The sequence below is a fragment of the Lentibacillus salinarum genome (assembly GCF_042679865.1).
Taxonomy (GTDB): Bacteria; Bacillota; Bacilli; order Bacillales; family Amphibacillaceae; genus Lentibacillus; species Lentibacillus salinarum.
The window spans coordinates 266998-289359 of sequence record NZ_JBHTNH010000002.1; the positions used below are offsets into that span (position 1 = coordinate 266998).

Annotated in this window: 22 protein-coding genes; 17 read left to right on the forward strand and 5 right to left on the reverse strand. The window is 43.5% G+C overall.

Going from position 1 to position 22362, the window contains the following annotated elements:
* Positions 1-77 precede the first annotated feature (77 nt).
* A complete protein-coding gene (locus ACFQ4A_RS02075; protein WP_382397173.1) occupies positions 78-554 on the reverse strand; it encodes a DUF2621 family protein in 477 nt (158 codons plus the stop codon).
* 264 nt (positions 555-818) lie between these two features.
* Between ACFQ4A_RS02075 and ACFQ4A_RS02080 the strand changes: the two genes are divergently transcribed.
* From ACFQ4A_RS02080 to ACFQ4A_RS02110, 7 genes are all read left to right on the forward strand, one after another.
* Positions 819-1946 (forward strand): ATP-binding protein, encoded by a 1128-nt coding sequence (locus ACFQ4A_RS02080; RefSeq protein ID WP_382397174.1) that lies wholly within the window; start codon positions 819-821, stop codon positions 1944-1946.
* A gap of 182 nt (positions 1947-2128) precedes the next feature.
* Complete coding sequence (acnA, locus tag ACFQ4A_RS02085) at positions 2129-4846, forward strand: aconitate hydratase AcnA (protein ID WP_382397175.1); 2718 nt, start codon at positions 2129-2131, stop codon at positions 4844-4846.
* A 214-nt stretch (positions 4847-5060) separates the two neighbouring features.
* Positions 5061-5636, forward strand: a complete 576-nt coding sequence (locus ACFQ4A_RS02090; protein WP_382397176.1) for a TlpA family protein disulfide reductase — start codon at positions 5061-5063, stop codon at positions 5634-5636.
* A gap of 96 nt (positions 5637-5732) precedes the next feature.
* Positions 5733-5879, forward strand: a complete 147-nt coding sequence (locus ACFQ4A_RS02095; RefSeq protein ID WP_382397177.1) for an FbpB family small basic protein — start codon at positions 5733-5735, stop codon at positions 5877-5879.
* 222 nt (positions 5880-6101) lie between these two features.
* Positions 6102-6326 carry a small acid-soluble spore protein Tlp gene (gene tlp, locus ACFQ4A_RS02100; protein ID WP_382397178.1) on the forward strand — a complete coding sequence of 75 codons (225 nt, stop codon included), beginning with the start codon at positions 6102-6104 and terminating at the stop codon, positions 6324-6326.
* 128 nt (positions 6327-6454) lie between these two features.
* Positions 6455-6880 (forward strand): acyl-CoA thioesterase, encoded by a 426-nt coding sequence (locus ACFQ4A_RS02105; protein WP_382397179.1) that lies wholly within the window; start codon positions 6455-6457, stop codon positions 6878-6880.
* A complete protein-coding gene (locus tag ACFQ4A_RS02110) occupies positions 6880-7179 on the forward strand; it encodes a hypothetical protein (protein ID WP_382397180.1) in 300 nt (99 codons plus the stop codon). The genes ACFQ4A_RS02105 and ACFQ4A_RS02110 overlap by 1 nt, the downstream gene beginning before the upstream one ends.
* Before the next feature lie 57 nt (positions 7180-7236).
* On the opposite strand, the gene ACFQ4A_RS02115 is transcribed toward ACFQ4A_RS02110, so the two are convergent.
* The 4 genes from ACFQ4A_RS02115 to plsY all read right to left on the reverse strand — a co-directional run bounded on the left by ACFQ4A_RS02115 (position 7237) and on the right by plsY (position 9442).
* Positions 7237-7521 carry a HesB/YadR/YfhF family protein gene (locus ACFQ4A_RS02115; protein ID WP_382397181.1) on the reverse strand — a complete coding sequence of 95 codons (285 nt, stop codon included), beginning with the start codon at positions 7519-7521 and terminating at the stop codon, positions 7237-7239.
* A 27-nt stretch (positions 7522-7548) separates the two neighbouring features.
* Complete coding sequence (gene yidD, locus ACFQ4A_RS02120; RefSeq protein ID WP_382397182.1) at positions 7549-7773, reverse strand: membrane protein insertion efficiency factor YidD; 225 nt, start codon at positions 7771-7773, stop codon at positions 7549-7551.
* 6 nt (positions 7774-7779) lie between these two features.
* Positions 7780-8727, reverse strand: coding sequence for a GTP cyclohydrolase FolE2 (gene folE2, locus ACFQ4A_RS02125; protein WP_382397183.1), 948 nt, complete (start codon positions 8725-8727; stop codon positions 7780-7782).
* A gap of 133 nt (positions 8728-8860) precedes the next feature.
* Entirely contained in the window at positions 8861-9442 is a 582-nt protein-coding gene (gene plsY, locus ACFQ4A_RS02130) for a glycerol-3-phosphate 1-O-acyltransferase PlsY (protein ID WP_382397184.1), read from the reverse strand.
* A 160-nt stretch (positions 9443-9602) separates the two neighbouring features.
* Between plsY and ACFQ4A_RS02135 the strand changes: the two genes are divergently transcribed.
* The 10 genes from ACFQ4A_RS02135 (at position 9603) to ACFQ4A_RS02180 (ending at position 22355) form a co-directional block, all read left to right on the forward strand.
* Positions 9603-10670 (forward strand): ABC transporter ATP-binding protein, encoded by a 1068-nt coding sequence (locus ACFQ4A_RS02135; protein ID WP_382397185.1) that lies wholly within the window; start codon positions 9603-9605, stop codon positions 10668-10670.
* The gene (locus tag ACFQ4A_RS02140) at positions 10670-12214 is read left to right on the forward strand and encodes an ABC transporter permease/substrate-binding protein (RefSeq protein WP_382397186.1); all 1545 of its coding nucleotides are present in this window, start codon (positions 10670-10672) and stop codon (positions 12212-12214) included. Before ACFQ4A_RS02135 ends, ACFQ4A_RS02140 begins: the two co-directional genes overlap by 1 nt.
* 337 nt (positions 12215-12551) lie before the next feature.
* Positions 12552-14507, forward strand: coding sequence for a DNA topoisomerase IV subunit B (gene parE, locus ACFQ4A_RS02145; protein ID WP_382397187.1), 1956 nt, complete (start codon positions 12552-12554; stop codon positions 14505-14507).
* A 46-nt stretch (positions 14508-14553) separates the two neighbouring features.
* The gene (parC, locus tag ACFQ4A_RS02150) at positions 14554-16995 is read left to right on the forward strand and encodes a DNA topoisomerase IV subunit A (protein ID WP_382397188.1); all 2442 of its coding nucleotides are present in this window, start codon (positions 14554-14556) and stop codon (positions 16993-16995) included.
* Positions 16996-17079: 84 nt separating this feature from the next.
* Positions 17080-17733, forward strand: a complete 654-nt coding sequence (locus tag ACFQ4A_RS02155; protein ID WP_382397189.1) for a TetR/AcrR family transcriptional regulator — start codon at positions 17080-17082, stop codon at positions 17731-17733.
* A 71-nt stretch (positions 17734-17804) separates the two neighbouring features.
* A complete protein-coding gene (locus tag ACFQ4A_RS02160; RefSeq protein WP_382397190.1) occupies positions 17805-18947 on the forward strand; it encodes an acyl-CoA dehydrogenase family protein in 1143 nt (380 codons plus the stop codon).
* A gap of 77 nt (positions 18948-19024) precedes the next feature.
* Positions 19025-19237 carry an acetyl-CoA carboxylase biotin carboxyl carrier protein subunit gene (locus ACFQ4A_RS02165; protein WP_382397191.1) on the forward strand — a complete coding sequence of 71 codons (213 nt, stop codon included), beginning with the start codon at positions 19025-19027 and terminating at the stop codon, positions 19235-19237.
* 81 nt (positions 19238-19318) lie between these two features.
* Entirely contained in the window at positions 19319-20107 is a 789-nt protein-coding gene (locus ACFQ4A_RS02170) for an enoyl-CoA hydratase (protein WP_382397192.1), read from the forward strand.
* A gap of 21 nt (positions 20108-20128) precedes the next feature.
* Positions 20129-21658 (forward strand): acyl-CoA carboxylase subunit beta, encoded by a 1530-nt coding sequence (locus tag ACFQ4A_RS02175; protein WP_382397193.1) that lies wholly within the window; start codon positions 20129-20131, stop codon positions 21656-21658.
* Between the two features lie 229 nt (positions 21659-21887).
* On the forward strand, positions 21888-22355 hold the full coding sequence (locus ACFQ4A_RS02180) for a CBS domain-containing protein (protein WP_382397194.1): 468 nt from the start codon (positions 21888-21890) through the stop codon (positions 22353-22355).
* The last annotated feature ends 7 nt before the right edge of the window (positions 22356-22362 follow it).

Here is a 22362-nt window from a genome sequence, read left to right on the forward strand (position 1 = left end):
GGTCAGTTGCCATTTTTTATAATGTTGGAGGCTAAGCTGATTAGCCGATTTTGATTTCAGTTCCATTGTTTTCTTAATTAATTTTTTTCATAGCGAGACTTCCAATTTTGGGCATAATTGTTACGGGATAACTTAAATAAGTGTTCATAAGGGGTCACATCAATTTCTTTTTCCTTTAATTTTTTTCTTAAAAATTTATGGTCCCGTTTTGGTGTTGCTAAAATATAGCCTTTTATTAATATGTCCTCTGTGATTATCTCGTGTTCTTTTTTTAAAGCTCCTTCCCCAATTTTGCCAACAATTCTATGCCTTGCTACATCCCTGAATAATTCGGGAACAGGGGCGACTAATTCTTCCAGCAGTAATTTTTCTTGCTCGCGCCACATATGTCTCGTTTTTTCCACATAGTACGCTTCCCAGTCCATGTTTGATTTACCGTCTTCCTTCGGCAATTGTTTCAGGAACTTGCGAAACATAAAAAATCCGCCGATACCCATCAAAATGATTAGCAAAAATCCCCATAAAACAATCAGAGCATCACCTATGACTGACATATTATCACCTGTATTGTGTTTGCATTATCACTAGTAACAAAATTTTCCTTTAACTTTTAATGCTTATAGGCTATTATAGTACCATACTGATACTTGCCTGTCATGAAATAAATTTATTCAGCAATTTTTTACATTCGACATTAACTATATTATAATTTATTACAATTAAATAGTTTCTATATACATTATATTAGCATATTTGCTGTTAATTTGTCATATGAATGACTGACAACAGAAACATTAAACAGGTAAGGAGGCAATAGGATGGCTAACAATCATTGCGAGGAAACGACAGAAAACAATAAAAACGGACTCCATACGCCACCATCCCCGGAATTTCCCGAACTGCGTAATTTGGCTTCGTTACCTAGCCCCATCCTTCAATGGATCGATCAGAATATGACCGGTTTTATTACTGTATGGGATCAATATGGTGTTATAATCTATATTTCAAAAACAGTAGAGCAGTTACTTGGTTATCGTGTGACAGATTTAATGGGGACGAAGTGGCATGAATGGGTTTCCCCGGAAGATACCTCGTATATAAAACAGAACTTTGATTCAACACTTCATAAACAGCAAATATTTAACATTCATATACACAACCTGGATGGTAAAAGTATTTGGACAGAGAATTTGGTAACCTCGGTTAAAGATGCCAGTGGCCATTTATATTATATCGCGGCGACAAAGGACATCACAGACAAGAAAGAAGCGGAAGAAATGATGATCCGGTCCGAGAAGATGTCTGTTGCCGGTCAACTTGCTGCGGGAATTGCCCATGAAATCCGTAATCCACTTACATCGCTGAAAGGTTTTTTGCAGCTTTTGCAGGCCGGAGTGAATAAAGAAGATGAATTTTATAAAATCATGGTTGATGAGATTGAGAAAATGGAGAACATCACATCGGAACTATTGTTCATTTCCAAACCAATGACTGATCATAAGGTAGTGGAGAATTTATCGGAAATGATTAAAGATGTTGTGACGCTGTTAAAACCACAAGCCGATTTAAAAAACATTAACATTCAGCAGAAACAGGATACAACTCAGGTTGTCAATTGTGACCGATCACAAATTAAACAGGTTTTTACGAATCTATTCAAAAATGCGGTTGAGGCCATGGACGAGCCCGGCTTCATAAACGTGAACACCCGGTTACATAAAGATGAAATTGAAATTGATATTAGCGATGAGGGGCCAGGGATACCTGAAGATGTTATCCATAAGCTCGGAGAACCTTTTTTCACGACAAAACAGAATGGTACAGGTCTTGGTCTGATGATTAGCCGACAAATTCTTGAACGGCATGGTGGGCGACTGGACATTTTACAAAATGAAGATAAAGGCAGCACTTTTAGAGTTATTTTGCCGCAATCCCAAGATAAATAATACTTGATTTATACATAGATTGATATAATATTTACTTATCACTTTTAATAATTTATCCATATATAGCATTCGGCGGGAAACGATTGTTTTATAGATTTTTTTGATATAAGATATATTTGTAGGTAATTTTTTGTCAAAATGGATGTGCTGACAAAAAGGCGATAGGAAGGAGTAAAGCTTTTATGGGAATTGATGCGAAAAAGCAGTTTGACTTAAATGGGCAAACGTACAACTTTTACCAATTAAGAGCCATTGAAGATGCTGGTGTGGGTAAGGTTTCACGTCTTCCTTTTTCTGTTCGCGTATTGCTGGAATCACTCATGCGCCAGCAGGATGGTCATGTCATTAAGGATGAACATGTAGAAGGCTTGTCTCAATGGGGAACAAGTGACGGAAAAGGGGTCGATGTACCTTTCAAACCGTCGCGTGTCATTCTCCAGGATTTCACCGGGGTACCAGCTGTCGTTGATCTTGCTTCATTGCGTAAAGCCATGGTTGACATGGGCGGTGAGCCGGATAAAATCAATCCGGAAGTACCGGTGGATTTGGTTATTGACCACTCGGTACAGGTGGATCAATATGGCACACCGAATGCACTGAAAGCGAATATGGAACTGGAATTTGAACGGAATATGGAACGTTATGAATTTTTGCATTGGGCACAGAAAGCCTTTGAAAACTACCGCGCCGTTCCGCCGGCAACAGGTATTGTTCACCAGGTAAACCTGGAATATATCGCAAATGTTGTTCATGGCATTGAACATGAAGATGGCACATATGATGCTTTTCCAGATACGTTAGTCGGGACTGACTCTCACACGACAATGATTAACGGTTTAGGTGTTCTCGGCTGGGGTGTCGGCGGTATTGAGGCGGAAGCAGGTATGCTGGGGCAACCATCTTATTTCCCGTCACCGGAAGTGATTGGTGTTAAATTTACCGGCAGCTTCCCGCAAGGAACGACTGCAACAGATTTGGCCTTAAAAGTGACACAAGTTTTACGCGAGAAAAATGTTGTCGGCAAGTTTGTGGAGTATTTTGGCCCTGGACTGAAAGATATGCCGCTCGCCGATCGTGCCACCATTTCCAATATGGCACCTGAATATGGCGCAACATGCGGTTTCTTCCCGGTTGATGACGAATCACTGAATTATCTCCGGTTAACCGGCCGCAGTGAGGAACAGATTGCACTTGTTGAAAAGTATTGCAAAGAGAACGATCTGTGGTATTCAGCTGATCAAGAAGATCCTGAGTATACAGAGCTTGTCGAAATCAACTTGTCCGAACTTGAGCCAAATTTGTCAGGACCAAAGCGCCCGCAGGATTTAATTGCGCTGTCGGACATGAAAAAAGAATTCAATAAAGCGGTCACAGCACCAGCCGGCAATCAGGGGTTAGGTATGGATGAATCGGAGTTTGAAAAGGAAGCTCCTGTTGAACATCCAAACGGCGAAACATCCGTGATGAAAACTGGCGCACTTGCGATCGCAGCGATTACATCATGTACCAATACATCCAATCCGTATGTTATGCTCGGTGCCGGATTGCTCGCGAAAAAAGCTGTTGAAAAAGGCTTGAAAGTACCGGAATATGTTAAAACATCACTGGCTCCAGGGTCTAAAGTCGTGACACGCTATCTGGATGATTCAGGATTACAGGAATACCTGAACCAGCTTGGCTTTAACCTTGTCGGCTACGGATGTACGACATGTATTGGAAATTCCGGACCACTACGCCCGGAAATTGAAAAAGCTATTGAGGAAAGTGATTTAACGGTTTCTTCTGTCTTGTCGGGTAACCGTAACTTTGAAGGACGTATCCACCCGCTGGTAAAAGCTAACTATTTAGCATCACCCCCATTAGTTGTGGCATACGCATTGGCAGGAACTGTCGATGTTGATTTGACAAACGATACACTTGGAACCGATGCTGACGGCAAGCCAATTTATTTAGAGGATATCTGGCCAACAATGGACGAGATTAAAAATGCTGTCCAAAGTGTTGTTACACCGGAGATTTTCCGTAAAGAATATGAAAGTGTATTTAATTCCAATGAAAAATGGAATGAAATCAAAACAACTGATGAACCTTTATTCGAATGGGACAGTGAATCAACTTATATTCAAAACCCGCCATTCTTTGAAGGATTATCAAGAGAAGCCGGGAAAGTTGAATCATTAAACAACTTGCGGGTCATTGGTAAATTTGGTGACTCCGTGACAACCGACCATATCTCACCGGCAGGCGCTATCGCCAAGGATATGCCGGCCGGCCAGTACCTGCAGGAAAAAGGCGTATCACCACGGAACTTTAACTCATACGGATCACGTCGCGGCAACCATGAAGTTATGATGCGCGGTACGTTTGCCAATATCCGCATCCGTAACTTACTGGCACAAGGTAAAGAAGGCGGCTATACCACATACTGGCCAACTGGTGAACTTATGCCGTTTTATGATGCTGCCATGAAGTATCAGGAAAATGATACAGGACTGCTTGTCATCGGCGGAAAAGATTATGGAATGGGTTCATCACGTGACTGGGCAGCCAAAGGGACAAATCTGTTGGGCATCAAAACAGTTATCGCTGAAAGCTTTGAACGGATTCACCGTTCCAATCTGGTTATGATGGGTGTGCTGCCGCTGCAGTTTGAAAAGGGTGACAGCGCTGATAAACTCGGATTGACTGGTAACGAAACATTCAATGTCGAAATTGACGAACATGTCAAACCGCATGATCGTGTTAAAGTAACAGCCATTGATGAAGAAGGAAATGAAACGGAATTTCACGTTATTGCACGTTTCGACAGTGACGTTGAGGTTGATTACTACCGTCACGGTGGTATTCTGCAAATGGTATTACGCAATAAGCTGGAATCTACCAGTAATGTTGTGCAATAAGCTGCCAAACAGGAGCCAATACTCCGGATCTATTCCGGTGTATTGGCTTTTTTCGTTATCATATGGAGGTCCTAAAAAGGGGCATTTCTACAATGTTAAGTAGGGTGCTCGTCTTTTTGAAAAATTTATAACAATATGCGCATTTAGCTTTACATTGATTGGGGCGGTCTATACGATTGAATCAGATCAATTGTAAAGGACAAGGAGAATAGTCATGATTAAACGATTACTTGGTATAGCCCTGCTTCTTGCCTTAATTGGCCTGACCGTTATAAATTTTATCGATGTTGGAGAAGACGATTATACTGAGCATGATAACGAAAACACGGAAGGTGCAGCGATTGTTCCACCGGGGGAGACAGGCGTGGAGGAAGGAAACTTTGCACCGGATTTTGAGGTCGACACACTGTCGGGGGACACGTTCCGATTATCAGAATTACGTGGCCAAAAAGTAATCCTAAACTTTTGGGCGTCATGGTGCGGTCCATGTAAAGAGGAAATGCCGGAAATGCAGCAATTTCATGAGGAATATGGTGATCAGGTACAAGTCGTTGCGGTTAACCTGACCGGTAATGATTCAAGCGTCGATGCTGTACGGGAATATGTTGATGAACATGATTATACGTATCCCGTTCCACTGGATCGGGACTCGGAAATCCAGGAGCAGTATAACGTTTATAACGTACCAACGTCTTATTTTATCGGAACGGATGGAAAAGTCCAGGAACCACCAAAGCTTGGACCAATGACGTTTGATTTTATGGTCGATATGCTGGAAAAATTAACATAATACCAGGATAAATTTTTAAAATAATGGTAATACTACTCCTAAAACATCGCTTGATCCATAATAATTTCGGATAAGCTTTAAAAAGGGGTGGTTTCGATGGCGTTGAAGAAGCGATTGTCGTTTGATGAACTTGTACGGGAAAACCGCAACCAGATTTTGCAGGATGCGTCACTACTGGACAGGATTGAACAGAATGTTGAAACGAAAATGCACGAGTCCCTGGATCAGAAGTCTGCAGAGTAGGACTGCTCACGGTAAAGCCTGACGTTTATGGACAGGCTTTTTTGTTTCACATTGGGGAATCATAAACGGCAAAAAGTCAAAGGATAAGAGATCCTTTCGCCCCCGCTGAATGGGTAAGGGACGAGCCTCACGGTTTTCCAGTGTATATTTTTCCGTTATCCGCAAAAAATTTAATCAGGTACACCTTTAATAGTACCATTAAATTTGGAAAGGGGAATCGAAGTGACTGACAAATATCCTTATGAGCCGAAGCCGGATGACCGGAGTGACAATGTTGAAAAGCTGCAGGACATGGTACAGGATACCATTCAAAATATCGAAGAAGCTCATGAGACGATGAAGCACGCCTCAGGAGACGATAAAGAAAAGATCAAGGCAAAGAATAAACGCCGTGAAGAAGCGATCGAGGGCATGCGACAGGAAATTAAAGATGAAGCGAAGCAATAAGAGTAACCTCAAACCATTAACATAATGGTTTGAGGTTTTCGTGTGTAATCGGTATGGGCAAATCATCCAATTTCAAAACCGATATATGATAAACTGTTTTATATACAAACAGATAGGGGGAAGCAGAATTGCATAAAACAAACACACCGATTGACGTAAGATACCAGGAAACAGACCAAATGGGCGTTGTTTACCACGCCAATTATCTCGTCTGGTTTGAAATTGGCCGGACTAAATATATCGAAAGCCTTGGTTTTACATATACCGATATGGAAAAAAACGAAATTGTTTCACCGGTAACAGACGCTCAGGTGCGTTTCAAAAAACCGGTCCGTTATGGTGAGCAGGCAGCGGTTGAAACATGGATTGAAACATACGACGGTATCCGGACTGTTTACGGCTACCATATCCTCAAGGAAAATGGTGACGTTGCTGTGAGTGGGACAACGACACATGTCATCGTTCATAAGACGTCCTTTCGTCCATTATCTTTGCGTAAAGCATATCCCGAATGGCACCAAGCTTATTTACGGCAAGTAAATGGAGAATCATAATGGCTTTTGGAATTGACAGGTATGAATTAGAAAAATGGAAAACAGAAGTGACAGATGGCCATATAAGCTTTTTGACCCATTATTGGATTGATGAACGGTTTCCCGGATGTAATACGGTTACAAAAGTCGGATGTCGTGACCTGCAGAAATTAACTGAATGGGGCGCGAAGTACGACTTGAAAGCTACCTGGATCCATATGGATGGAGAACACCCGCACTTTGATCTTTTCGGCGAGACACAGGCCAGTATATTAAGGCAGGAAGCCCAATGGGAACAAATAAACCGATTTGATCTGTGAAAAGAGTCAATAATTATAGAAACGTAAAAAAGGGGGCACTGGTTACGTCAGCCCCTCTTAACTGTAGATAAATTCAGGTTCTTGTTTGTCGTTACCCAACTGAATGGTTAAGTCCTCGTCATCGAAATACCAAGCATCTGATCGCTCGATAAAAAATGTCACACCTTTAACCTTGGTGGAAGCATATATATCATCCGGCACATCACGGCTGACCGCCAATGAAAAACCGGGTACTTTCCCGCCAAATCCATATCGGACGTAAAACCTTACATAAGACTGACCGTTCAGGTCGAATTCCGCTTTATACCATTCGGCTGCTTCATGCGCGACGTACAAATTCAAACAGATCACTCCCTGAGTGGGTTTTGTTTATTTTTCAGGTTTTTCCGGTACGGGATCCACGCCGCCCGCATGGAAAGGGTGGCATTTACTAATGCGGCGGATTGTCAGATAGCCACCTTTAAAGAGGCCAAACCGTCGAAAAGCTTCCAGCCCATATTCAGAGCATGTCGGAAAAAAACGGCATGTCGGCGGTTTAAATGGACTTATCGCTTTTCGGTAAAATTTAATCAGACCAATCAAAATATATGTCATATTCGCTTAGCCTTCTTCTTGGGGTGATTCATCCTGTCGTTTATCATACGTGATCGATGCGATGGCATCATGCATATGAATGGATTCCTCGTTGCGGCATTGAACCTGGAACCTAGTGACAAACGCCATTTCATATAAATCAGCTGCAACCAGACGTGCCAAATCTTCAACAAAACGGGGATTTTCATAGGCCTGTTCGGTCACCATTTTTTCGTCAGGGCGTTTGAGTACGGGATGCAGCCTGGCACTAGCATTGCTTTCGGCCGCTTCAAGCAGCCATTCCTTCCAATCCGTTGCCTCCTCATCAAAGTCCTCTGCCAATCCGACCGTCATGGTCACTTCCCCGCGCTGGTTATGGGCACTGTATTCACTGATTTCTTTTGAGCACGGGCAAAGCGTCGTGATAAGTGATGTTAAGGAAGCTTCCATCGTATAGCCTGCTGTTGTATCATAGTTGACACGGATCATAATATCCGCATGGTTCATGCCGGAAAGATCCGATTGCGGCCCGCGGCGTTCATAAAACCACGGGAATCGCACCGTGATTTCCGCATCTTTTTGATCCAGGCGTTCGACCAGGTCTTTTGCGAATGTCTTGAGTGTTTTCAAGTCGATGACAAATCCTTTTTGGTGAAACGCCTGAAGCTGTTCTGTGAAACGACTCATATTTGTTCCCTTGCTGGATTTTTCAATGCTGGAGGAAAACTCAAATGTACCGATCGTCGTTTGTGTTTTCGGTTCCAGATTGCTTGCAATAGATATCGGATGTTTCACATTGGCAATACCCACAGCATCGAGGTCAAATAAAAAGTCTTTTTTTGTATTTTGTAAATCGGCCATTTTGCTTTTTTCGCTTGGTTTTGTTCTGGGACCGGGCTCGACAGAACCAAATAGTTTCTGACGTTCAGCTTTATCCGGTAACTGTTTCGTTGCAATTGTCTTAGCTTTGTCCATAACGATCTGTGACCCCTTCCAATTAGTAGCTATTACTACCATAGTATACTAAACGTTCGAATCAGGATTCAATTTATCGGCTTTATCCCGCATATAACGGATAGTAACCCCATGAAATTTAAACTTTATTACCTTACATCCATTTAATTTTCGGTTCGGTTTTATTTTTTATCCGTCTGATGTTTTCCCGGTGACGATAAAACACAAAAATGGTCAAAGCGGTTGTTACGATAACCAGTCCCCAATCGCGGAAAATAACAGACACGATCACGGCAACGAATCCGGTAACCATGGATGACAGGGAAACATATTTGGAAATGTACAATGTGCTGAGAAATGACGTCACCATGACAGCAAATAAAATAGGATTGATACCGAGAATGATTCCACCTGACGTGGCAACGGCTTTCCCACCCTTGAATTTGGCGAACAGCGGATACGTGTGCCCGAGAACAGCAAACAATCCGATTGCCAGACGAAACACATCTGCACCAAATAATAATGGAACCATTGTTGCGGCTGTGCCTTTCAAGATATCGGCCAATGTCACAATGATACCGGCTTTTAAACCTAGGATACGGAATGTGTTGGTGGCACCAAGATTACCGCTCCCATGTTCCCGGATATCCATATTGTAACCAAGTTTTCCAACAATGACGCCTGAGGGGATGGAACCCAATAAATAAGCGATCAGAGCAAAGGCTAAAAATTCCATAACATTCCCACTTTCCAGTGCAAAATAACTTTAGTCTATTTTACCACGAATTGACGTTTCAAAGAACCTTTATTAAAAGGTGCGTCAAAAAACGTTTAATACATAATGAAAACGGTTATGGATCATTATATTGTAGAAAACTATCGAAAAGGAGAAACGGATGATTGAATTCCAGAATATAAAAAAAGTTTACGCGGATGGAACTGAAGCCCTTAACAATTTTTCATTGAAAATTAATGAAGGCGAACTCGTAACATTAATCGGTCCGAGCGGCTGTGGAAAAACAACAACGATGAAAATGATTAATCGATTAATTGAACCGACGGACGGGATGATATACATAAACGAAATGGCTATTAATGATTACAATATTCACGAACTACGGTGGAATATTGGCTATGTTCTTCAGGAAATTGCCTTATTCCCGCATATGACAATTGAAGAAAATATTGCCATTGTACCGGACATGAAGAAATGGAAACGACAAGACATCCGAAAAAGAACAAATGAACTGTTGGATATGGTCGGGCTCGATCCGTCCGTATACAGACAGCGGAAACCAAGTGAACTTTCAGGTGGTGAGCAGCAGCGTGTTGGTGTAATCCGGGCGCTGGCCGCTGATCCGGATATTATTTTAATGGACGAACCTTTCAGTGCCATTGACCCAATCAGCCGTGAACAATTGCAGCGTGATATCAGAAAGCTGCAGCAGGAAATCAGGAAGACAATTGTTTTTGTGACCCATGATATGGATGAAGCGCTGGCACTTGGTGATCACGTCTGTCTCATGAAAGAGGGCCGGATCGTTCAGGTGGATACGCCCCAGCAGCTAGTTCTAAACCCCAAAACAGACTTTGTCAAAGATTTTATCGGTGAGCGTCGATCGCCATGGCAGACAGCAATTGACGTGATAGCAGATCAAACGGCATCCCATATCATTTCAGCATCCGCGTATACAGAAAACGCCTTTCCTGGACATGGGACATATATGATTAAAAATGAACAAAATAAATTTGTCGGTGCTGTCATTGACGGACAAAGAACGGATGATGTAGTTACACTTGCGAATCATTTGTCGTTGGACGAGGCAACAGATATTTTACAGGAAAACAACCAGTCCATCTTTCCGGTGCTAAAAAATGACCACCTTGTCGGCATATTGACTTATAAAGATGTTGTGGCACACTTGAAGCGGGAAACAGCCAGGCAAGATGGGGTGATCTGGTAATGGAGGCATTCATTTCTGTTTTTCAAAACAGACAGGAATTGCTGCTGGAGACCATTTGGGAACATTTGCAGGTGTCACTGTTATCATTGGTTATAGCCATTTTGATTGCCGTGCCGTTGGGACTTATATTGACCAGATATCAGCGCGTTGCAGAACCAATCATTGGGATATCCGCCATTATGCAAACAATCCCTAGTCTGGCTGTTTTGGCTTTTCTTATTCCATTTTTTGGGATTGGAACGACACCGGCTATTATAGCCTTAACCGTTTATGGACTGTTGCCGATTTTACGCAACACCTATACAGGGATTAAGGAAGTGGAGCCGGCTTTAAAAGAGGCAGCGAAAGGAATGGGTATGAATTCCTTTAAACGCCTGACGAAAGTAGAGCTGCCGCTTGCCATGCCGGTTATCATGGCAGGTATCCGGACGTCCATGGTGTTGATCGTGGGGACAACGACGATTGCGGCATTAATCGGGGCCGGCGGTTTAGGCGAGCTGATTCTACTAGGGATTGACCGCGGTGCCGATTTGAATCTTATTCTGCTTGGTGCGATTCCAGCGGCATTATTGGCCGTACTACTGGATTTTATTTTACGTGGATTTGAACGCATTTCCAGATGGGCAGGGTTTAAATCATTTACAGCTATGCTGGTACTAGCCATTTTAATTGTAGCTGCACCGTTTCTCGTTTCGCCGGCAAAACAGGCGGATCTTACAATTGGTGGGAAACTTGGCTCTGAACCAGCGATTTTGATTAATATGTATAAGCTTCTGATTGAATCAGAGACCGATCTGACGGTTGAGCTCGAACCCGGGCTAGGTAAAACGGCCTTTGTATTCAGCGCCTTGAAAAGCGGGAGTATCGACATTTATCCTGAATTCACCGGCACAGCTATCGTGACCCATTTGGAACAGGAAACGGACAGTAATGATAAAAAGGATGTATATGAGCAGGCAAGGCAAGGTATGGAAGCGGAATATGGTATGATTATGTTAGAACCAATGGCATTCAATAACACGTATGCTGTTGCAACGACAGAAGAATTGGCCGAAAGATATAATCTTGAGTCAATAGGTGATTTGGGCAAGGTCGAAAATGATATCACGGCCGGTTTTACACTGGAATTTAAAGATCGTTATGACGGTTATGTTGGCATGCAGGACGTTTATAATCTGGCTATTACCGATGTGCAAACAATGGAACCGGGTATTCGTCAAGAAGCCCTGGCAAATGAGGAGGTGGATGTTATCGATGCGTATGCAACGGACAGTTACATGGTCGATATGGACCTGACAATACTGGATGATCCTGAGAATCTATTTCCACCGTACCAAGGTGCCCCATTATTACGTGAAGATACGTTGGCGAAACATCCGGAATTGGCCGATCTGTTGAATCAGCTTGGCGGCCGTATAACCGATGAAGAAATGCGCCAGATGAATTACGCTGTTGACTATGACGATCTGGATCCGGTGGATGTGGCCCGTGAATATCTGGCGGAAGAAGGCTTGATTGAAAACGAAAGAGGGTATACTGAATGACGTGGGAAAATCCGACAAACGAGACGATTAAAAGGCTCTGCAGTAGCTGAGACGATCGCTGTTGTCGTTTATCCAATAACCCTGGCGCACATCTTATCAAATTGCAAAAATCATGCAGGATAGGGGTTATAAAATCAAAATAATTGATTGAATGGCCTGTTCAGGTCATTATTTTTTTGTACTTCTTTGATATTATAGTATACTGATAAACATGTATGGCAGGCAACACTCGTCCTTAGACACGAATAAAGTTTACAATTTGAAACGTTTGTTCTATCATTGAAATCATTAACGTAAAACATGTATCCTAGGAAAGAAAGAGAGGGGACAGGACTGCATGGCTAACGAATCGTTACATTATACAGATGACTCCATTCAGGTACTGGAAGGTCTTGCTGCGGTAAGAAAAAGACCAGGCATGTATATAGGCAGTACCGATCAGCGCGGCCTGCATCACTTAGTTTTTGAGATTGTTGATAATGCTGTTGATGAGGCTTTAGCCGGTTATGGGTCCGTGATAAAAGTGACCATTCATCAGGATGACAGTATTTCAGTGGAAGATGCGGGAAGAGGTATTCCAACCGGTGTACATAGCAGCGGCAGACCAACTACTGAGGTTATTTTTACGGTCCTGCATGCCGGTGGAAAATTTGGCCAGGGCGGCTATAAGACAAGCGGTGGTCTGCATGGCGTAGGTGCGTCCGTTGTCAACGGCCTGTCCGAATGGCTGGAAGTGACCATTTTCCGCGATGGCCAAAAATACAAGCAGCGGTTTGAAGACGGTGGTAAATCTGTCAAGTCATTGGAAAAAGTGGGTAAAACAAACAAGAAAGGGACGATCATTCACTTTAAACCGGATCCCTCTATTTTTTCGACAACCACCTACAATTTTGAAACATTGTCCGAACGGCTGAGAGAAGCAGCTTTTTTATTGAAAGGGTTAAAGATTGAACTGACCGATAAACGGCATCAGGTGCAAGACGTGTATCAATTCCCGGACGGACTGAAATCATTTGTCACATACCTGAATGAAGAAAAAGACACATTGCATCCGGTCGTTTTCTTTGAAGGTGAGCAGCAGGACATCGAAACGGATTTTGCTTTTCAATTCAATGACGGATTTTCTGAAAATATGCTGTCGTTCGTGAACCATGTACGGACAAAAGATGGCGGCACGCATGAATCCGGCGCGAGAACGGCCATAACGCGGGTGTTTAATGATTATGCAAGAGAAAAATCGTTCCTTAAAGAAAAAGACAAAAACCTTGAAGGTACGGATATCAGGGAAGGTCTGACGGCAATTGTTTCGGTTCGCATACCTGAAGAATGGCTACAGTTTGAAGGTCAGACGAAGGATAAATTGGGTACACCTGAAGCCCGGTCAGTTGTTGATTCCGTCGTATCTGAAAAACTTTCTTATTTTCTGGAGGAGAACCCGGATGGCGCCGGAGCGCTGGTGCGTAAAGCCATCAGGGCACGAGAGGCACGTGAAGCAGCACGAAAAGCAAGAGAAGAATCGAGATCCGGAAAAAAGAAAAAACGGAAAGATACCCTTTTAAGCGGAAAATTGACACCAGCCCAATCGAAAAATCCGGAAAAAAATGAGTTATATCTTGTGGAAGGTGATTCTGCCGGGGGTTCAGCTAAACAGGGCCGCGATCGTAAGTTCCAGGCAGTGCTCCCATTACGCGGTAAGGTTATTAATACAGAAAAGGCCAAGATTCAGGACATTTTAAAGAATGAAGAGATATCCACGATCATTCATACGATCGGTGCGGGTGTTGGCGGTGATTTTGACTTAAAAGATATTCAATACGATAAGATTATCATTATGACCGATGCTGACACAGACGGCGCCCATATCCAGGTATTGCTCCTCACCTTTTTTTACCGGTATATGCGCCAGCTTGTTGAGGCTGGCATGGTTTATATCGCTCTTCCGCCGCTTTATAAGATAACGAAGGGAAAAGGCAAAAAGGAACGAACAGTTTATGCATGGGATGACGATGAAATGAAAAAAGCCATCAGTGAATTTAAAAATGGTTATACCATTCAGCGTTATAAAGGCCTTGGTGAGATGAATGCAGATCAATTGTGGGAGACAACGATGGATCCGGAAACCCGAACCCTGATCCGGGTGACGATTGATGATATTGCCCGTGCCGAAAGACGGGTGACCACATTAATGGGGGACAAAGTCGAACCGCGGAGAAAATGGATTGAAGGCCATGTCGAATTTGGTATGGCGGAAGATGCAAACATTTTGGAAAATGATAAAATTCATTCAGACTAAGCAAAAATAAAGGAAACGGTTGTGACGTTGTACAGGGGGGATTGGTTTGGCAAAAGCTGAAAACTTTTTGGACCTGCCACTTGAAGAAGTGTTGGGTGATCGATTTGGACGATACAGTAAATATATCATTCAGGAACGGGCATTGCCAGATGTCCGGGATGGCCTGAAGCCTGTCCAGCGCAGGATTTTATATGCCATGAATGAGGAGAGAAATACACACGATAAATCTTTCCGCAAAGCAGCCAAAACAGTTGGGACGGTTATCGGGAATTATCACCCACATGGGGATACGTCCGTCTATGATGCCATGGTCCGGCTGAGTCAGGAATGGAAAGTGCGCAATAGCCTGGTGGAAATGCACGGAAATAACGGAAGTATTGACGGTGACCCGCCTGCAGCTATGCGTTATACAGAATCAAGGCTGTCAAAGATCGCTTCAGAAATGTTGCGGGATATCGGAAAAGAAACAGTCGATTTCGTTCCCAATTTTGATGATACGATTATGGAGCCGATTGTCCTGCCGGCAAAATTCCCGAACTTACTGGTAAATGGATCAACAGGCATATCGGCTGGGTATGCCACTGACATACCTCCGCACAATCTGGGTGAAGTCATTGACGCCGTCATTAAGAAAATTGATAAACCTTCTGTCACAGTAGATGAATTAATGCAGGTTATGAAGGGGCCAGACTTTCCGACAGGTGGCATTATTCAAGGTGTCGATGGTATCCGGAAGGCGTATGAAACGGGAAAAGGCAGAATTATCATCCGCGGGAAGGCAGCGATTGAAGAGATTCGCGGCAACCGACAGCAAATTGTTATCGACGAAATCCCGTACGACGTTAATAAAGCGACGATGGTTAAAAAAATGGATGAATTGCGGATTGACCGCAAAGTGGAAGGCATTGCCGAGGTTCGGGATGAAACGGATCGTACCGGTTTGCGGGTCGTCATTGAGCTGAAAAAAGGAGCCAACAGTGAAGGCATCCTGAATTATTTATATAAAAATACGGATCTTCAGATAACGTATAACTTTAATATGGTAGCCATCCATGATAAAACACCTGACCTTTTGTCATTGCCACAAATACTTGACGCCTATATTGCGCATCAAAAAGAAGTTGTCACAAGACAAACCGTTTTTGATTTAAATAAAGCAAAAGACCGGGAACATATTGTAGAAGGCCTCATTAAGGCCATTTCCATTTTAGATGATTTAATTACAACCATCCGTGCTTCTAAGGATAAACAGGATGCAAAAAAACAAATCATAGCTCAATATGACTTCTCGGAACAGCAGGCCGAAGCTATTGTCACACTGCAGCTATATCGGCTGACGAATACGGATGTTACTCAGCTTGAGGAAGAAGCTGAAGAATTGAAGAAACGGATCGAGGCACTGGAAACATTACTGTCCAGCGAGAAACAACTGCGGCAGCACATCAAAAAAGATTTAAGTCAAATCAAGCGAACGTTTACGGATAATCGGAAGACGGCCATAGAAGATAAGATTGAAGAATTGACGTTTAACATTGAGGTAACGGTAGCAAGTGAAGATGTGGTTTATTCAGCGACGCGGGACGGCTATGTCAAACGGACGAGCACCCGGTCCTATGGTGCTTCCAATGGTGAGGACCCCGGAATTAAAGACGGCGATCACCTGGTTGGTTTAATGGAACTGAACACGACAGATCATATCCTGCTGTTCACGAACAAAGGCAACTATATTTATCTGCCCGTTCATGAATTGCCGGATATCAGGTGGAAAGACATCGGACAGCATATTTCCAACCTTGTCTCCATCGGCAAAGATGAAAGAATTATTCAAAGTATCCCGATACGAACATTTGAAGATGATCAATATCTTGTCTTTTTTACAAAAAATGGTATGGTCAAACGCAGTGAATTAGCCTTGTATAAAGCGCAGCGCTATTCGAAGGCGCTGATTGCCCTGAATTTAAAAGATGATGATGAAGTCATTGATGTTTACCAGACTAATGGCCATTACGATGTGTTTATTGCTTCCGACAAAGGTTTTGGCCTGTGGTATCACGAATCAGAAATATCCGTGGTTGGACAGCGGGCGGCAGGTGTAAAGGCGATTAAGCTCAAAGCAGATGAATATGTTGTCAGCGGCCAGGTTTTCGATGAGCTAACGGAACCATCCATTGTAGCTGTGACTCACCGTGGTGCCGTTAAACGGATGAAGCTGAGTGAATTTGAGAAATCCGGCCGTGCAAACCGTGGATTGATCATGTTGCGTGAATTGAAAACAAAAGCTCACCGGCTCAGAGGACTATACACGGTTAATGAACACGATACGATCTATTTCCGGACCAGTAAAGGTGAAACACACCATTTATTCCCGCTTGAACTGTCAACCAGTGACCGTTACAGCAACGGCTCCTTTGTTATTGACAGTGATCATCAGGGTGATGTAACCGGAGTGTGGAAAGAGGCGGTGTATCAGACGCCTTTTGACGACTGAGTGTTAACAGCAGACAGTTTCCGTTACCTGTCTGCTGTTTTTCTTTGTGTTTTCAGAAAAATATGATATACTGTCAGTATTATCATGAAGGGAGCGGTGGGAACGGACTTACGACAGAAGATTATAGAAGACGCTTTAATGTTGTTTGACAAATACGGTTTTCACGGTGTCACGGTTAATGAGATTGTGTTGAAAACAGGCACATCCAAGGGCGGTTTTTACCACCATTTTACGAGTAAGGACGAGTTATTGTTTGTTATTCATGATGCGTTTATTACGTATGTATTGGAGAAGGCAGCGGCTGCCAACGAAATGTTTCCTGACCCAACAAGGAAACTGCAGGCCATCATTAAAGATTTTGTTAAGACTTTCGATCTTTACAAACCGCACATCACCGTTTTTTACCAGGAAAATATTTATTTGAAACCGGAATACGAAATAAAAATTAAGAAAAAACGGGACCAGTTTAAGCAAATCATAATGGATGTGTTAAGTGAAGGCAAAGATGCCGGTGAATTCCGTGAAGAGGTCCCCGTTGATATCACGACTATGGCCATATTGGGGATGGTGAACTGGACGTACAAATGGTATAACCAATCCGGAGCAAAGTCAATTGATGAGATTAGTTCAATTTATGTTGATTTAATACTTCACACTGTATTGAAAGCGGATTCGTTTATGAGTGACACATATCAGGAATTACTGATCGGTAGCGTCAAAAAAGATATCTATTGGTAAGTCTTTTTTTATCATATGAACAGACCAATCAGTCGGTTTTATCAGAAGCTACACATGAAGGGGGGATTGTCATGAACTTTGAACTGACGAAAGAGCAAATGATGATCCGGGAAATGGTACGGAATTTCGCTCAAAATACCATAAAACCGAGGGCTATCGAAATTGATAAAAAAGCAACGTTTCCGCTTGATATTTTTGAACAAATGGGAGAATTAGGGCTATTGGGCATCCCGTTTCCGGAAGAATATGGCGGATCGGGCGGTGATACTGTTTCTTATGCTATTGCTGTAGAAGAAGTCGGAAGGGTGTGCGGCAGCACAGGCCTCAGTTTTGCAGCAACTGTTTCACTTGGCGCCAGTCCTATCTATTATTTTGGCACAGAAAAACAAAAGGAAACCTTTTTGACTCCGATGGCCGAAGGAAAAGCGCTGGGTTCATTTGGTTTGACAGAACCGAATGCCGGATCGGATGCTGGCGGAACAAAAACAACCGCAACAGAAGATGGTAATGACTACATCATTAATGGTGAAAAATGTTTCATCACCAATGCCAGCTATGCTGAAACCATTATTGTAACCGCTGCCACCGGTAAAAATGATCAGGGTAAAAATATTATCTCAGCGATTATTGTTCCAAGTGACACAGAAGGGCTTACCATTACATCCCATTACGATAAGATGGGGGTCCGCGGTTCGGACACAGCTGAGATTGTACTGGATAATGTCCGGGTACCGAAAGAAAATTTGCTCGGCGATCCGCAAAAAGGATTTAAGCAATTTTTATATACGCTGGATGGCGGGCGGATATCGATTGCGGCATTGGGGTTGGGAATTGCCCAAGCATCATTGGATAAGGCACTCAGCTACGCGAAAGAACGCAAACAATTCGCCAAACCGATATCTGATTTCCAGGCCATTCAGTTCAAGCTTGCCGATATGGCTATGGAAGTGGAACTCGCCCGGAATATGGTTTACAAAGCGGCCTGGCTGAAAGATCAGGAAAAGCCTTTTTCCAAGGAAGCTGCCTTTGCGAAACTGTATGCAACGGAAACGGCATTCCGGGCAGCGAACCAGGCTATTCAAATTCATGGTGGCTACGGTTATATGCGTGAATATGAAGTAGAAAGGTATTTACGTGATGCCAAATTATTGGAAATAGGGGAAGGGACCTCCGAAGTCCAGCGCATGGTGATTGCAAGACAATTAGGGTGCTGAAAACTGACAGTTCATCAACAGCATTTGTTGACAATTATTATGTAACAAAAGAAAAAACCACCTAGGGGGCGGTAAATATGACAAACATAAAAGCATCTATGGCAGGCAGTGTATGGAAAATAGTGGTCAGTGAAGGAGACAGCGTGGAAACTGACCAGGACGTTGTCATTCTGGAATCGATGAAGATGGAAATACCGATTACAGCTGAAGCAGGCGGGGTAGTGAAAGAACTGAAGGTTGCTGAAGGTGACTTTGTTAATGAAGGCGATGTGATCGCCATTATTGCATGATTTATAAATGATGTGTTCCAGTCCCCGACGCAGGCCTGGAACATTTTCGGTATATCTATCGACCGACCCAGGGAAAGGAGAATGGCTGTGGCAGCACTTATCGATTATGACGTAAAAGATGATCATATTGCCGTTTTAACACTCAACAGGCCGGGAGCTATGAATGCCATGTCCAAAGGGCTGCTTGATGAATTAAATGCGCACATCGAAAAGATTAATGCGAGTAACACCATCCGCTGCACAATTATCACGGGGACCAATGAAAAAGCGTTCTGTGCGGGTGCAGACCTTAAAGAGCGAAAGGGCATGACGGAGGAACAGGTGATTGAGGCAGTTACATACATTGGCAGCACAGTGACAGCCATCGAAAATATGAAAATGCCTGTTATAGCGGCTATAAATGGTGCGGCATTTGGGGGTGGGCTTGAACTGGCACTGGCGTGCGACATAAGGATCACTGCGGACCATGCAAAACTTGGATTGACCGAGACATCACTGGCTATTATTCCGGGGGCCGGGGGGACCCAGCGGATGACGCGATTAATCGGGGCGGGGCAGACGAAGCGGCTGATTTTCACGGCAAAGCGGGTTACGGCCGAAGAGGCTTGGCGGCTTGGATTGGTTGAACAGGTGACACCATCCGAAAACTTACTCCCGGAAGCGATAGAGTTCGCCCGAGCCATTATGCAAAATGGGCCAGTAGCTTTAAGACAGGCAAAAACAGCCATTAATCAAGGCGCACAAACAGATATAATGACAGGTCTGTCCATTGAACACTTATGCTATAAAGAAACACTGGCAACCGATGATCGGCTGGAAGGGCTTCAGGCATTTAAAGAAAAGCGCAAACCAGTGTATCAGGGCAAGTAATGGGAGCAAGGAGGAACAAAAATGACTTACATGGACGAATTAAACGAACGAATCAAAAAAGTCGAAAAAGGCGGCAGTGAAAAATACCATCAAAAAAATGAGGAAAAAGGGAAGCTATTTGTCCGTACACGGCTGGAACTGTTATTTGATGACGATATGGATATAGAAGATGCTTTTTTTGCCAACTGTATGGACGACAGTCTGCCTGCAGATGGTGTGGTGACGGGGGTTGGCCGGATTAATGGTCAAGATGTATGTGTCATGGCCAACGATTCGACTGTGAAAGCCGGTTCATGGGGTAAACGTACCGTGGAAAAAATCATCCGTATACAGGAAACGGCGGCAAACCTGGAAATACCGATGCTTTATCTGGTGGACTCTGCTGGCGCCCGCATTACAGACCAGGTCGAAATGTTTCCGGGACGCCGTGGAGCCGGACGTATTTTTCATAACCAGATTAAACTGTCAGGACGTGTGCCCCAGGTATGTCTTCTTTTTGGCCCTTCTGCAGCAGGCGGTGCTTACATACCGGCATTCTGTGATATTGTCGTCATGGTCGATGGCAATGCTTCAATGTATTTGGGATCACCGCGGATGGCTGAAAAAGTTATAGGCGAAAAAGTCAGCCTCGAGGAAATGGGCGGTGCCAATATGCATTGTTCGGTTTCCGGAGTGGGTGACGTCCTGGTGAAGTCTGAGGAGGAGGCCATAACATACACCCGCGATTACCTTGCCTATTTCCCAGCCAACTTTCGTACAAAGCCGGCCAAAACCAAATCAAAAGACGTTAACGATTTTGAGAAATCCATTACAGGTATTATTCCGGAAAATCAGAATGCACCATTCAATATGTATGATTTAATTGACCGCCTTATCGATGAAAACCGTTTTTGTGAGATCAAAAAGAAATTCGCTCCGGAGCTGATTACCGGAATGGCCAGAATGAACGGTAGATCTGTTGGAATCATTGCCAACCAGCCACGGGTGAAGGGCGGCGTGCTGTTTCCGGATTCGGCGGATAAAGCAGCCAAATTCATCCAGTTATGTGATGCGTTTAATATTCCACTTCTGTTTTTGATGGATATTCCCGGTTTCATGATTGGAACAAAAGTGGAACAAGCAGGGATTATTCGCCACGGTGCGAAGATGCTGGCAGCGATGAGTGAAGCTACTGTACCAAAGATTTCAGTCGTTGTCCGCAAAGCTTATGGCGCCGGGCTATATGCCATGGCCGGCCCCGCTTTTGAACCGGACGCCTGCCTGGCACTCCCGACAGCACAAATAGCCGTCATGGGTCCAGAAGCGGCGGTAAACGCCGTATACGCCAATAAAATAGCCGAGTTGCCGGAGGAAGAACGGCCGGCGTTTGTCAAGGAAAAGCAGAAGGAATATAAGGACAACATTGATATTTATCGCTTGGCCTCGGAAATGGTCGTGGATGCCGTGATTAATCCCGATCAACTGAGGGATGAACTGGTCAAACGCTATGCGATATATGAAGCAAAAAACACAACATTCACTGAACGGAAACACGGTGTGTATCCCGTATAGACTTAAAGCGATCCCCTTGGTCTGTTTATCAGGCCAGGGGGTTATTCATGTTATTAATTAACGATAATTTTATTATGTAAATCTGTTGCAAAGATTGCGATTGAACCGCCATAATATGATAAACTAAATATACAAATGACTGCAAATGTTAATGCTAACAGGTCCCAATACCTGTCACAGGCCATGCCGGCTATGCGGATGTTGGGCAATCAACTAGGAGGGAGCAACGATGAAAATAAACGATTTCATGATTACGGATGTCATTTCAGTGCAAAAAAATATCACGATCAAAGAGCTGCTGAGAACGTTGGTAACCAATCGGATTGGTGGTGTTCCCGTCGTTGGTGAAAATAACCGATTAAGCGGTATGATCAGTGATGGTGACGTCATCCGTTACTTGCAGCCACATGGTCGTACCATTTATGATGCGTTATCCATAGTATTTGTCAACGAAAAAGAAAATCTGAAGCAAAAGGTTGTATCCCGCATTGAAGACCATGCAGAGAAAATCATGAAAAAAAATATATATACAGTGCTTCCTGATGATGATATTGAAGAAGCCTTATCCATATTTTCTCGCTACCATTTCAAGAAAGTCCCGGTTGTTGATGACGACTCTGCAGTGGTCGGCGTTATCAGTCGCGGTGATATTATCCGATTGATTTCCAACCAAATGATTGCACGGGCCGAAGACTGATTGTTGT